General features: G+C 70.1%; 11 protein-coding genes and 1 pseudogene. All 12 read right to left on the bottom strand.

Going from position 1 to position 13,146, the window contains the following annotated elements:
• Positions 1 to 38 precede the first annotated feature (38 nt).
• The 12 genes and pseudogenes from metK to pyrR all read right to left on the bottom strand — a co-directional run bounded on the left by metK (position 39) and on the right by pyrR (position 13,104).
• Complete coding sequence (gene metK, locus CT688_RS08350) at positions 39 to 1,250, bottom strand: methionine adenosyltransferase (RefSeq protein WP_107756522.1); 1,212 nt, start codon at positions 1,248 to 1,250, stop codon at positions 39 to 41.
• 58 nt (positions 1,251 to 1,308) lie between these two features.
• A complete protein-coding gene (gene coaBC / locus CT688_RS08355) occupies positions 1,309 to 2,589 on the bottom strand; it encodes a bifunctional phosphopantothenoylcysteine decarboxylase/phosphopantothenate--cysteine ligase CoaBC (protein ID WP_107756523.1) in 1,281 nt (426 codons plus the stop codon).
• The gene (gene rpoZ / locus CT688_RS08360; protein WP_017836841.1) at positions 2,586 to 2,870 is read right to left on the bottom strand and encodes a DNA-directed RNA polymerase subunit omega; all 285 of its coding nucleotides are present in this window, start codon (positions 2,868 to 2,870) and stop codon (positions 2,586 to 2,588) included. The genes coaBC and rpoZ overlap by 4 nt, the downstream gene beginning before the upstream one ends.
• 72 nt (positions 2,871 to 2,942) lie before the next feature.
• Positions 2,943 to 3,548, bottom strand: a complete 606-nt coding sequence (gene gmk, locus CT688_RS08365) for a guanylate kinase (RefSeq protein WP_107756524.1) — start codon at positions 3,546 to 3,548, stop codon at positions 2,943 to 2,945.
• A gap of 7 nt (positions 3,549 to 3,555) precedes the next feature.
• A complete protein-coding gene (mihF, locus tag CT688_RS08370; protein WP_007631925.1) occupies positions 3,556 to 3,879 on the bottom strand; it encodes an integration host factor, actinobacterial type in 324 nt (107 codons plus the stop codon).
• 418 nt (positions 3,880 to 4,297) lie between these two features.
• On the bottom strand, positions 4,298 to 5,149 hold the full coding sequence (gene pyrF / locus CT688_RS08375) for an orotidine-5'-phosphate decarboxylase (RefSeq protein WP_107756525.1): 852 nt from the start codon (positions 5,147 to 5,149) through the stop codon (positions 4,298 to 4,300).
• Positions 5,146 to 8,508, bottom strand: coding sequence for a carbamoyl-phosphate synthase large subunit (gene carB, locus CT688_RS08380; protein ID WP_107756526.1), 3,363 nt, complete (start codon positions 8,506 to 8,508; stop codon positions 5,146 to 5,148). Before carB ends, pyrF begins: the two co-directional genes overlap by 4 nt.
• A pseudogene (gene carA / locus CT688_RS08385) lies at positions 8,508 to 9,727 on the bottom strand (glutamine-hydrolyzing carbamoyl-phosphate synthase small subunit). The gene carB and the pseudogene carA overlap by 1 nt, the downstream one beginning before the upstream one ends.
• Positions 9,724 to 10,272: a hypothetical protein gene (locus tag CT688_RS08390; RefSeq protein WP_107756527.1), complete on the bottom strand. Its 549-nt coding sequence runs from the start codon at positions 10,270 to 10,272 to the stop codon at positions 9,724 to 9,726. Before CT688_RS08390 ends, carA begins: the two are co-directional and overlap by 4 nt.
• Positions 10,269 to 11,585 (bottom strand): dihydroorotase, encoded by a 1,317-nt coding sequence (locus CT688_RS08395; RefSeq protein WP_107756528.1) that lies wholly within the window; start codon positions 11,583 to 11,585, stop codon positions 10,269 to 10,271. Before CT688_RS08395 ends, CT688_RS08390 begins: the two co-directional genes overlap by 4 nt.
• On the bottom strand, positions 11,582 to 12,523 hold the full coding sequence (locus tag CT688_RS08400; protein WP_107756529.1) for an aspartate carbamoyltransferase catalytic subunit: 942 nt from the start codon (positions 12,521 to 12,523) through the stop codon (positions 11,582 to 11,584). The genes CT688_RS08395 and CT688_RS08400 overlap by 4 nt, the downstream gene beginning before the upstream one ends.
• The gene (gene pyrR, locus CT688_RS08405) at positions 12,520 to 13,104 is read right to left on the bottom strand and encodes a bifunctional pyr operon transcriptional regulator/uracil phosphoribosyltransferase PyrR (RefSeq protein WP_107756530.1); all 585 of its coding nucleotides are present in this window, start codon (positions 13,102 to 13,104) and stop codon (positions 12,520 to 12,522) included. The genes CT688_RS08400 and pyrR overlap by 4 nt, the downstream gene beginning before the upstream one ends.
• Positions 13,105 to 13,146 lie beyond the last annotated feature (42 nt).

Below are 13,146 nucleotides of genomic sequence, written 5' to 3' on the forward strand. Positions count from 1 at the left end.
CGGATCCTCGCACCCCGATCCGACACCCGGGGCGGTCGTCAGCGCCCGACGGCCTGCTTGAGTTCGTCGACGCGGTCGGTCCTCTCCCAGGGCAGGTCCAGGTCGGTCCGACCGAAGTGACCGTAGGCCGCCGTCCCGGCGTAGATCGGGCGCTTGAGGTCGAGGTCGCGGATGATCGCACCGGGACGCAGATCGAACACCGAGGAGACCGCCTCCTGCAGGACCGCGATGTCGACCTTCTCGGTCCCGAACGCCTCGACGAACAGCCCCACCGGGGCGGCCTTGCCGATCGCGTACGCGACCTGGACCTCGACACGCTCGGCCAACCCGGCCGCGACGATGTTCTTGGCGACCCACCGCATGGCGTACGCCGCGGAGCGGTCGACCTTCGACGGGTCCTTGCCGGAGAACGCACCGCCGCCGTGACGGGCCATCCCGCCGTAGGTGTCCACGATGATCTTGCGCCCGGTCAGGCCGGCGTCGCCCATCGGGCCGCCCAGGACGAACCGACCCGTCGGGTTGACCAGGAGGCGGAAGTCGCCGGTCTCGATACCGGCCGCGGCCTCGGCGAGGACCGGCCCGATGACGTGCTCGGTGAGGTCGTCGCGCAGCGTCGTCTCCAGGTCGATCTCGGGTGCGTGCTGCGTGGAGATGACGATCGTGTCCAGCCTGACCGCGCGTTCGCCGTCGTACTCGATGGTCACCTGGGTCTTGCCGTCCGGGCGCAGGTACGCCAGCGTGCCGTCCTTGCGGACCTCGGTCAGCCGCCGCGAGAGGCGGTGGGCCAGAGCGATGGGCAACGGCATGAGTTCCGGGGTGTCCGAGCACGCGTAACCGAACATCAGGCCCTGGTCACCGGCGCCCTGCCGGGCGATCGCGTCCTCGACCGGATCGCTGGAGGTCCGTGCCTCGTGGGAGGTGTCCACACCCTGGGCGATCTCCGGGGACTGCTGTCCGATCGAGATCGACACACCACAGGAGACTCCGTCGAAGCCCTTGTCGGAGGAGTCGTAACCGACCTCGACGATCTTTTCGCGGATGAGCTGCGGGATCTCGACGTACCCGGTCGTCTTGACCTCACCGGCCACGTGCACCATCCCGGTGGTCACCATCGTCTCGACGGCGACGCGGGCCTCGGGGTCCTGCGTCAGCATCGCGTCCAGGATGGCATCGGAGATCGCGTCACAGATCTTGTCCGGATGCCCCTCGGTCACGGACTCGCTGGTGAACAGCCGACGTGCCTGCGTCACAGTGGTTCTCTCTTCCTGGTGCCGGGTGCGTGTGATCGGTCGATCGCGTGGGGTCAGACTAGTCGGTGCAGTCCGTGGTGGTCCGCGCGGATGGTGAGTCGGTCACGGACACCACCGCGTCGAGGATCCGCCCGGCCAGCAGATCCTTGCTCGCCCTGTCCACCGACACCTCCCCGCCCGCGGCGTCGAGGATCCAGCCGCCGTTCACGTCCTGCCCGAAGGTGGTGCCCCGCCCGACCTCGTTGACGACGAGGAGGTCGCACCCCTTCCGGGCGAGCTTCGCCCGGCCGTGGTCGAGGACGGACCCCGTGGAATCGCCGGTCTCGGCGGCGAACCCCACCAGGACGCAGCCCGCGGGGATCTCCCCGGACGCGCGGGCCGCGACGAGCCCGGCGAGGATGTCCGGATTGCGTTCCAACCGGATCTGGGCCGGTTCGGATCCGCTGTCCTTCTTGAGTTTGGAGGACGACACGTCGGTCGGGCGGAAGTCGGCCACCGCCGCGGCCTTGATCACCACATCGGCGTCGGCCGCGGCCGAGAGGGTGGCGTTCCGCATCTCGAGGGCCGAGTCGATGTGGATCGCCTCGACGGCGGCCGGCACCGGCAGATCGGAGGAGGTCACCAGGGTGACGCGGGCTCCCCGCGCCGCGGCGATCGCGGCGATGGCGTGTCCCTGTTTCCCGGAACTGCGATTGCCGAGGAAACGGACGGGATCGATCTCCTCACGGGTGCCGCCGGACGTCACCACGACGTGGCGCCCGGCCAGGTCCCACGGAAGGGTCCCGCCGTCGAGCAGCAGTCTCGACAGACGGGCGATGTCGGCGGGTTCGGGGAGCCGGCCGGCGCCGGTGTCGGATCCGGTGAGTCGGCCGGAGGCGGGGGGCATCACATGGACGCCGTCTGTGCGGAGGGTGGCGACGTTGCGCCTCGTCGCCGGGTGTTCCCACATCTCGGTGTGCATCGCCGGCGCGAGAAGGACCGGACACCGCGCGGTCAACAGGGTGGAGGTGAGCAGATCGTCCGCGCGCCCGGACGCGACCCGCGCGAGCAGGTCCGCGGTCGCGGGGGCGACGACGACGAGGTCCGCCCGCTGCCCGAGGGCGACGTGGCGGACCGAGGGTACGTCGGAGAACACACCGGTCGAGACCGGGTTGCCCGACAGGGCCTCGAAGGTGGCGGACCCGACGAAGTTCAGGGCCGCCTCGGTGGGGACGACGTCGACGTGGCACCCGGACTCGGTGAGGAGCCTGATCAGACCACACGACTTGTAGGCGGCGATCCCGCCCCCGACGCCGACGACGACGCGGGTACGGCGCCCATCGCCCCCGGGAGGGGTCACTCTCCCTCGGCGCAGTCGAGCAGGTCGGAATGGAGCTCGCGCAGCGCGATGGTCAGCGGCTTCTCGTGGAGCGCCGGGTCGACCAGCGGGCCGACGTACTCGAGGATGCCCTCCTCGATCTGGTTGTAGTACGAGTTGATCTGACGTGCGCGCTTGGCGGCGAAGATCACCAGTGCGTACTTGGAGGACGCCCGCTCGAGGAGCTCGTCGATCGGCGGATTGGTGATCCCGATCGGGGTGTCGTACAACGGCGCTGCCGGTGCTGCTTCGATGGTGGCCACTATGGGTTCTCCTCTGGGGTCCAGCCTGGGTGGTGCTCTGGCCTGTGTGGTGCTCGGGCGTCGGATTCGGCGTCAGTCTTGGCCGACCAGCAATGATACCAACTCATCGACCGCGGCCTCGAGTTCGTCGTTGACGACGACCTCGTCGAACTCGTCCCGCGCGGCCATCTCGACCTTGGCGGTCTCGAGCCTGCGGGCGACGACCTCGTGAGGTTCGGTACCTCTGCCCCGCAGACGGACTTCGAGCTCCTCCCACGAGGGGGGCGACAGGAACACGGTCCGTCCCTCCGGAATGGAGTCCCGGATCTGCCGGACGCCGGCGAGGTCGACCTCGATGAGGACCGGACGCCCCTCCGCGAGGGCGTGACGAACCGGCTCCGCGGGGGTACCCGAGAGCTGGAGACCGCGGTGGATCTCCGCCCACTCGAGCATCCGTCCCTGTTCGACGGCGCGACGGAACTCCTCCGTGCTGACGAAGTGGTAGTCGCGACCGTCGACCTCCCCGGGACGGGGGTCCCGGGTGGTCATCGACACGCTGAAGAAGAGGTCCGGGACGCGATCGCGGAGGCGCGCCACGACAGTTGACTTGCCGACGGCGGAGGGGCCGGCCAAGACGATCAGCCGGCCCCTCTTCGCCGCCGCTTCCGGGGACGAGACCCCGGACGACGGTGTGTTCATGCGTCGATCAGTCGACCGTGAAGTCGAACCGCTCGAGCAGTGCGCGGCGCTGGCGATCTCCGAGACCACGCAGGCGACGCGTCGGTGCGATCTCCAGCTCGGTCATGATCTCCTGCGCCTTGACCTTGCCGACCTTGGGCAGGGCCTCGAGCAGCGCCGAGACCTTCATCTTGCCGAGGATCTCGTCACTCTCGGCATCCTTGAGCACCTGCTTGAGGTCGGTGCCACCACGCTTCAGGCGCTCCTTGAGCTCAGCCCGGGCGCGACGGGCGGCAGCCGCCTTCTCCAGAGCAGCGGCGCGCTGCTCATCGGTCAACTGGGGAAGGGCCACAATTCCTCCGTCTCGTTCGTGTGTGTCTCATGACTCACGCGGGTGTCCACCGTAGGACATCCACGTGTGGTGTGCGGTGACCGTCCCCGGCGCGTCCGCGGGCTGCGGAGCGCGTCCGGGAGCGGGCGCTCCCTCGTGCTCACCGTACCCGGGCGAGTCCGCCCCCTCGCGGGAGACCGGCACGGCGTCGGGCCTGATGACCTCAGCAACAGTACGCGGCCGAGTGGCCTCGTCCTCGCGCGGGGCCCGGCGTGGCACCCTGCCTGAACTGCGCATTGACGTGTGAGGTGAGGAGAAGACTAACGTCGGCGGTCCGCCGCCGCGAACCGAACCGCCCGAAATCGCGCGACCGCGTCATGGATCAGCGCGGCACACGGGGCCCCTGTGACTCCAGCCGACCGCTGGGACGGCTGACGAGTCAGTCGGATTCGGCGAACCGGTAGGTCTCGGCCAGGTCGCGGACCACCGCGCGCATCGCCCCGACGTCCGGACCGGAACGCAGGACGTGCCGGGAGACGTTGACGAGGGTGCGGGGCAACGCGGGTCCGGCGATCCTCCGGACGTCCTCGGCGGTCCCCCCCTGCTCCCCCACCCCCGGCATGAGAACCGGACCGGAGAGATCGTCCAGTCGCGGAGGCTCGGCGACCGTCGCGCCCACCACCACACCGAACGAGCCCGGCGCCCCGGGCCCCGACGCGGCGTTCCGGTGGCCCACCTCGTCCACCACCATCTGCGCGACCGTCCCGGAGGGCCCGGTGGCCGCCTGCAGTCCCACCGCCTCCGGGTTGGAGGTGCGGGCCAACACGAACAACCCGCGGTCGTTCGCCGTGGCGGCGTCGAAGGCCGCGTCGAGCGATGCCACCCCGAGGTACGGGGACACCGTGAGCGCGTCACACGCCAGAGGTGAGCCCTCCGCCAGCCACGCCCGGGCGTACCCGGCCATCGTCGAACCGATGTCCCCGCGCTTGGCGTCCGCGATCGACAGAGCTCCGGCCTCGACGATCGACGCCAGCACCTCCTCGAGGACCGCGAACCCGGCGGATCCGTGCTCCTCGAAGAACGCCACCTGGGGTTTGATCGCCGGCACGAGATCCCCGAAGGCCTCCAGCGATCGACGGGAGAACTCGCGGACACCCACGGCGTCCACACCCAGCCCCCAGGCCTCGAGGAGAGCCGGGTGCGGGTCGATGCCCACGCAGAGGTTTCCCCGGGCCCGGACCGCGCCGTGGAGCCGCGCCCCGAAGGAGACCCGGGACGTTCCGTCGGTCATCGGGCGGCGAACCCGCTGTGCAGCTCCTGCAGGGGGCTGACGGTGACGTCGCCGCGCCGGATCGCCTCGATACCGTGGACCGCCGCGGTCGCGCCCTGGACCGTGGTGACACACGGGACCCGCCGGGTGATCGCGGCCGAACGGATCTCGTGTCCGTCGGCCCTGGTGCCCCCGGTGGAGGAGGCGATGTTCAGGATCAGGTCGACCTCGTCCGCGTGGATCCTGTCGACGATCGTCCGGACCGGGTCACCCTTGTCGTCGACCGGCCCACCCCCGGCCTCGGTGAGTTTCGCGACGGTCTCGCAGGCGATCCCGTACCGCCGGAGCATGAGCGCGGTGCCCTCGGTGGCCAGGACGGTGAACCCGAGCGCGGCCAGCCGTTGCGCCGGGAACACCATCGAGCGCTTGTCCCTGTTCGCGACGGAGACGAACACGGTCCCGGACGTCGGGAGCACCCCCTCGGCCGCGAGCTGGCCCTTGGCAAAGGCGACGGCGAAGTCGGGACCGATGCCCATGACCTCCCCGGTCGACTTCATCTCCGGACTCAGCAGTGAGTCCACGGGGTTGCCCTCGGGTGTGCGGAAGCGGTTGAACGGGAGGACCGCTTCCTTGACCGCGACGGGCGCGTCCGCCGGGAGCGATCCGCCGTCCCGGTCGGACGGCAGGAGGCCTTCGGCCTTGAGCTCGGCGATCGTCTCGCCCATCATGATGCGGGCGCACGCCTTGGCGAGGTGCACGCCGGTCGCCTTGGAGACGAACGGCACCGTGCGACTGGCCCGGGGATTGGCCTCCAGGACGTACAGCACGTCGTCCTTGATCGCGTACTGCACGTTGAGCAGTCCCTTGACGCCGATCCCGAACGCCAACGCCTCACTGGAACGGCGCACGCGATCGATGTCGTCCTGCCCCAGGGTGATGGGCGGGAGCGCGCAGGCGGAGTCGCCGGAGTGGATACCGGCCTCCTCGATGTGTTCCATGACGCCACCCAGGTAGACCTCGGTGCCGTCGCACAGCACGTCCACGTCGATCTCGACCGCGTCATCGAGGAAGCGGTCGACCAGGACGGGACGATCCGGGCTGATCTCGGTGGCACGATCGATGTACGACCGCAGTGAGTCCTCGTCATAGACGATCTCCATCCCCCGTCCACCCAGGACATACGAGGGGCGCACGAGGACGGGGTACCCGATCCGGGCCGCGATCTCCGTGGCCTCCGTGGCGTTGATGGCGGTGCCGAACGCGGGTGCGGGCAGACCGGCCCTGACGAGGACCTCGCCGAACTCTCGGCGGTCCTCCGCCAGGTCGATCGCCGAGGGGCTGGTGCCCACGATGGGGACACCGGCCTCCTCGAGCTGCGCCGCCAGGCCCAGCGGGGTCTGGCCACCGAGTTGGACCAGGACACCGGCGACGGTGCCCGACTCGGTCTCGGCGTGGTAGACCTCCATGACGTCCTCGAACGTCAGCGGCTCGAAGTACAGGCGGTCGGCGGTGTCGTAGTCGGTCGAGACCGTCTCGGGGTTGCAGTTGACCATGACCGTCTCGTACCCGGCCTCGGACAGGGTGAGCGCGGCGTGCACGCAGGAGTAGTCGAACTCGATGCCCTGGCCGATCCGGTTGGGTCCCGAGCCCAGGATGATGACCTTCTCGCGCTCGGTCTGCGGCGCGACCTCGGACTCGGCGGCGGGGTCGAGTTCGTAGGTCGAGTAGTGGTACGGGGTCTTGGCCTCGAACTCCGCGGCACAGGTGTCGACCGTCTTGTAGACGGGCCGCACCGCGAGGCGGTGACGCAGGCGCCGTACGCCCTCGGGGCCGGCGAACTCCGGCCGCAGGGCCGCGATCTGGGCGTCGGACAGTCCGTTGTGCTTCGCGCGCCGCAGGAGCGCGGCATCGACCACGGGCGCGTCGACGATCTCCTGACGGAGCTCGACAAGGGCGGAGATCTCCTCGAGGAACCACGGGTCGAGTCCCGATGCCTCGTGGACCTGTTCGACGGTCGCGCCGAGGCGCAGCGCGAGTTCGACGTCGTAGATGCGGCCCTCGGTCGGGCGCACCAGGTCGGCGAGGACGGCGTCGACGTCGGTCGACCGGCCGGGCGCGATCGTCTCGTCGGGCAGCGTCCAGAAGCCGGCGGCCTTGGTCTCCAGGGACCGCATCACCTTGCCGAGCGCCTCGCGGAAGTTGCGGCCCAGGCTCATCGCCTCGCCCACCGACTTCATGGTGGTGGTGAGGGTGTCGTCCGCGCCGGGGAACTTCTCGAAGGCGAACCGCGGAGCCTTGACCACCACGTAGTCCAGGGTCGGTTCGAAGCACGCCGGGGTCTCACCGGTGATGTCGTTGGTGATCTCGTCGAGCGAGTACCCGATGGCGAGGCGGGCGGCGATCTTGGCGATGGGGAAGCCGGTGGCCTTGGAGGCCAGGGCCGAGGACCGGGAGACGCGCGGGTTCATCTCGATCACGACGAGCCGGCCGTCCACGGGGTTGATGGCGAACTGGATGTTGCACCCCCCGGTGTCGACGCCGACGGCGCGGAGGATCGCGATCCCGATGTCGCGCATGTCCTGATACTCGCGATCAGTCAACGTCATGGACGGCGCGACGGTGACCGAGTCGCCGGTGTGGACCCCGAGGGCGTCGACGTTCTCGATGGAGCACACCACGACGACGTTGTCCTTGTTGTCCCGCATGAGCTCGAGTTCGAACTCCTTCCACCCGAGGATCGACTCCTCGATGAGGACGTTCGCCGTGGGCGAGGCGGACAGGCCGCCGCCGGCGATCCGCTCGAGATCCTCGGTGGTGTAGGCCAGGCCGGAGCCGAGCCCGCCCATGGTGAACGACGGTCGGACCACGACGGGCAGACCGAGTTCGGCGACGGTCGCGTGGACCTCCTCCATGGTGTGGCACACGGCGCTGCGCGCGGAGTCACCGCCCACACTCGCGACGATGTCCTTGAAGGTCTGCCGGTCCTCGCCGCGGTTGATGGCGGGGATGTCGGCGCCGATCAGTTCCACGCCGTGCTTGGCGAGTATCCCCTGGGCATCGAGCTGCATGGCGGCGTTGAGCGCGGTCTGACCCCCGAGGGTCGCCAACACCGCGTCGACGGGGTGCCCGTCGGCCGCCTCCTTGGTGAAGATCTTGTCGATGTACTCGGGCGTGATCGGCTCGATGTAGGTGCTGTCCGCGAACTCGGGGTCGGTCATGATCGTCGCCGGGTTGGAGTTGACGAGCGTGACCCGCAGGCCCTCGGCACGGAGCACCCGGCACGCCTGCGTCCCGGAGTAGTCGAACTCACACGCCTGGCCGATGACGATCGGTCCGGAACCGATGACGAGGACGTGGTTGATGTCTGTGCGGCGGGGCATCAGTTCGAGCCCTTTCTGGAGTCTGCGGAACCGTCGGCGGCGTCGCCCGACGCTGAGTCGAGCAGGCTGACGAAGCGGTCGAAGAGATCGGCGGCGTCGCGGGGACCTGCCGCGGCCTCGGGGTGGTACTGGACGGAGAACGCCGAGCCGTCGGTGAGGGCGACGCCCTCGACGGACCCGTCGTTCGCGCACACGTGCGTGACCGTGGCCGTGCCCCAGGGTGTCTCCCAGGTCTCGGTCTCCGGCGCACGCAGGGCGAACCCGTGGTTCTGGGACGTGATGGCGACCGTCCCCGTGGCCTTCTCCACCACCGGGATGTTGATGCCGCGGTGGCCGAACCTCATCTTGTAGGTCTCGAGTCCGAGCGCCCTGCCCAGGATCTGGTTGCCGAAACAGATCCCGAAGAACGGGATCCCCTGGCTCAGGACCTCCTTGGTCAGGTGAACCGCGGCGTCGGCGGTGGCCGGATCTCCCGGCCCGTTGGACAGGAAGACCCCGTCCACGTCGAGATCGAGGACGTCCTGCAGGGTCGAGTCGGAGGGCAGGACGTGCACCCGCACGCCGCGTGCGGTGAGCATGCGGGGGTGTTGGTCTTGATCCCCAGGTCGAGCGCGGCCACCGAGTGGCGCACCCGGCCTTCGGGCTCGACGACGTAGGGCCTGTCCGTCGAGACCTCCCCGGCTAGGGAGGCCCCGGCCATGGGCTCCTGATCGCGGACGATCGCAAGCATCGACTCGTCGTCCACCACGGCGTCACCGGAGAAGATGCCGGCCTTCATGGCCCCGAGCTCCCGGATGTGGCGGACGACCGCCCGGGTGTCCACGTCGGCGATCCCCACGATGCCCTGGGCGAGCATCTCGTCCTCGAGCGTGCGCTCGGACCGGTGGTTGGAGGCCCGCCGTGACAGGTCACGGATGACAAGGCCCGCCACCCAGATCCGACCGCCGCCGTTCCTGCCGTCCAGCAGCGACTCACCGTCCTCGTCGTTCCATCCGGTGTTACCGATCTGCGGAGCGGTGCTGACGATGATCTGGCGGTGATAGGACGGGTCGGTCAGGGTCTCCTGGTAGCCGGACATGCCGGTCGTGAACACGGCCTCGCCGAGCGTCGTCCCGGTCGCCCCGAACGCGGTTCCTCGGTGGATGCGACCGTCCTCGAGGACGAGCGCGGCGGGGCGGCGACCCCCCGGTGCGACGGTGGTTCCGTGGTGCGGTGTCACTTGTTCTCCTCGGTGGTGGAGCTGGGGGTGTCCGGCCGGGGGGTCGGAGCGGCGTCTCCGCGCAGCTCCTCCCAGCGGGGGTACGTGTCCTTGTCGTCGGCCCGGAAACCGGAGTCGATCAGAGTGGTGCCGTCCGGGCCTGCGACCTGCCACCGGGCGATGAGGATCCCACCGCCCGGCACGGTCTTGTTGGCGAGCGCCGAGGCGCGTCGGACGGTCTGGAGGTCGGATCGGGGGATCCAGACGGTTGCGTCGGCGAGGTCGAGCCGCAGCCCACCGGTGAACGCGGTGAGGGTCCCGGCCGATCGGTGACCGAGCGGCGCGCGGGCGATGCGTGCCTGCCAGTCCCCCGCCACGGTGCTCCCGATGTACACGCCGGTCAGCGGGCCCAGGATGACATCACCGGTCTCGGCCGGCGCCTCGGGCAGGGCGTCGAACAGGCCTGCCTGGGATCGCGTCCGGTTGCGCCACCCCCGGATCATCAACCCGAGTACGCCCAGGAAGACCAGGATGACGATGATCAGGGTCCAGATGTCCTGTGTCATGCGAGTACCTCTCCGTCGCGGTTGGTCATGCGACCCCGGTACACGGTGGCCACGACCCGCGCCGCGAACGTCATCCCCTCATACGGGGTGTTGGCGGACAGACTTGCGAGTTCTTCCCCCACGACGGTCCACGGGGAGTCGGGATCCACGGCGGCGAGGTTCGCGGGCTCCCCCACCGCGATCGGCCGCCCCTGGTCCGGGAGACCGGCGATCTCGGCGGGGCGCGAGCTCATCACGCGGGCCAGATCGCGCCAGGTCATCTCCCCCGACTCGACCAGCAGGGCCGCCACGATGGGCAACGCCGTCTCCAACCCGAGCATGCCCGGGCGGGCGGCCGCGAACTCGCAGCACTTCTCCTGGGCGGCGTGGGGGGCGTGGTCCGTGGCGACGCAGTCGATCACGCCGGACACGAGCGCGTCACGCAGGGCGAGGGTGTCGTGGGCTTCGCGGAGAGGCGGGTTGACCCGGTAGACCCCGTCGTAGGACTCGAGTCTCGTGTCGTCGAGCAGCAGGTGATGGGGGGTGACCTCCGCGGTGATCGAGATCCCCTGTGCCTTCGCCCACCTCAGCAGCTCGACCGTCCCCGTGGTGGAGGCGTGGCAGATGTGGACGCGCGCGCCGGCGTCCCGGGCCAGTATCGCGTCGCGCGCGACGATCGACTCCTCCGCCGAACGCGGCCAGCCGGTCAGCCCGAGGCGGGCGGCCGTGGGTCCCTCGTGTGCCACCGCACCCTTGGTCAGGCGCGGCTCCTCGGCGTGCTGCGCGATCAGCACGCCGAGGCCCGCCGAGTATTCGAGGGCGCGGCGCATCACCAGCGGGTCGTAGACGCACATGCCGTCGTCGGAGAAGATCCGGACTCCGGCCTCGCCCGCGGCCATCTGGCCCATCTCGGTGAGCTGCTCCCCCTTGAGGCCGACGGTGACCGCTCCCACCGGGTGGACATCGCACAGCCCCACGGACCGGCCGATCCGCCACACGGAGTCGGTCACCGTCTGGTTGTCCTGCGGCGGCTGCGTGTTGGCCATGGCGAACACAGCGGTGTATCCGCCTCGCGCCGCGGCTGCCGACCCGGTGGCGACGGTCTCGGTGTCCTCGCGTCCGGGTTCGCGGAGGTGGGTGTGGAGGTCGACGAACCCGGGCAGCAGGACGGCGCCGCCCAGGTCGTGGATCTCCGCGTCACCGGGCAGGTCGGCGCCGGCGTCGGGCCCGATCGCGGCGACGAGCCCGTCCCTGACCAGCACGTCGACGGGGTCGCCCTCCCCGTAGGGCCGGACCCGGCGCAGTAACAGGGTCGGGTGGTGGTGGGCGTTCACTCGGGGTTTCCTTCCGTTCCGACGAGGGTGTGGAGCAGTATCGACATCCGCACGTGGACTCCGTTGGTGACCTGTTGGAGGATCGCCGCGGACGGCGCGTCGGCCGTGTCGAAGCCGATCTCCATCCCCCGGACCATCGGGCCGGGATGGAGGACGACCGCGTTCTCGCGCAACCGGGCCGCGCGGGCGGGTCCCAGGCCGTAGCGCACCGCGTACTCGCGGGCGGACGGGAAGAAGCCGCCGTTCATCCGTTCGGCCTGCACGCGCAGCATCATCACCGCGTCCGCGCCAGGCAGTTCGTCGTCGAGGTCGGTGGACACCCTGACCGGCCAGTGTCCGACGCCCACCGGGAGCAGGGTGGGCGGGGCGACCAGTACGACCTCGGCGCCGAGGGTCGACAACAGCAGCGCATTCGACCGCGCGACCCGGGAGTGCAGGATGTCGCCGACGATCACCACGCGGCGGCCCTCGATCCCCCCCAGACGTTCCCGGATGGTCATCGCGTCGAGCAGAGCCTGGGTCGGGTGCTCGTGCATCCCGTCACCGGCGTTGATGACCGAGGGGCCGGCGCCTCCGGGGGCCACCCACCCGGCGATCTGGAGGGCCGATCCCGAGGCCGGATGGCGGACGATGAGCGCGTCGGCCCCTACGGCGGTCAGCGTCATGGCGGTGTCACGGAGGGATTCGCCCTTCTGCACCGAGGAGGCGCTCGCGGAGACGTTGATCACGTCGGCACTCATCCACTTTCCGGCGGTCTCGAAGGAGACCCGGGTCCGCGTGGAGTTCTCGTAGAAGACGGTCAGCACGGTCTTGCCCCGGAGGGTCGGGAGCTTGCGCACCTCGCGGCCGAGGAGCGCCTCCTTGAGACGGTCCGCCTCGTCGAGGATCGACAGCGCCGCGTCGCGGTCGAGATCGGCGGCGGAGAGGAGATGCTTCACAGGGTGTCCTCCGGAGTCGGCCGACGCAGGACCACAGTGTCGACCCCGTCCGTCTCCACGAGTCGGACGGAGACGCCCTCCTCACGCGAGGTGGGGACGTTCTTGCCCACGTAGTCGGCACGGATCGGCAGTTCTCGGTGCCCGCGGTCGACCAGGACGGCGAGTTGGACGCGCGCGGGCCGCCCGAGGTCCCGGAGCGCGTCGAACGCCGCCCGGATGGTGCGGCCGGAGAACAGGACGTCGTCGACCAGGATCACGGTCGCCCCGTCGACCCCGTCCGGCGGGACCGTGGTGGGGCTCATGGGGCGGTGCGGTCCCCCGGCGAGGTCGTCCCGGTACAGGGTGACGTCCAACGAGCCGGCGTGCACCGCGGCTCCGCTGAACTCGCGGATGCGCTCGGCCAGCCGATGGGCGAGGGGCACCCCGCGGGTCGGGATACCGAGCAGGACGACGGGACCCGAATCCGGGGAGTCCGCGGCCGTGCGTTCGATGATCTGATGGGCCAGTCGGGACACCGTCCTGGCGACGTCGTCAGACGTGAAGAGTGAAACCGAGGTCGACTCCGGACCGTCAGTACTCACCGATCACCACCTCCTTGTCCGCCTCTCTGGACGGCTCGTTAA

The organism is Dietzia sp. JS16-p6b (genome assembly GCF_003052165.1).
Lineage (GTDB): Bacteria > Actinomycetota > Actinomycetes > Mycobacteriales > Mycobacteriaceae > Dietzia.

What these genes read in the sequence shown, in the direction of transcription:
- CT688_RS08390 (WP_107756527.1), bottom strand. Translation starts at nt 10,272, where the DNA reads ATGACACAGGACATCTGGACCCTGATCATCGTCATCCTGGTCTTCCTG.
- carB (WP_107756526.1), bottom strand. Translation starts at nt 8,508, where the DNA reads ATGCCCCGCCGCACAGACATCAACCACGTCCTCGTCATCGGTTCCGGA.
- pyrF (WP_107756525.1), bottom strand. Translation starts at nt 5,149, where the DNA reads ATGACCGACGGAACGTCCCGGGTCTCCTTCGGGGCGCGGCTCCACGGC.
- gmk (WP_107756524.1), bottom strand. Translation starts at nt 3,548, where the DNA reads ATGAACACACCGTCGTCCGGGGTCTCGTCCCCGGAAGCGGCGGCGAAG.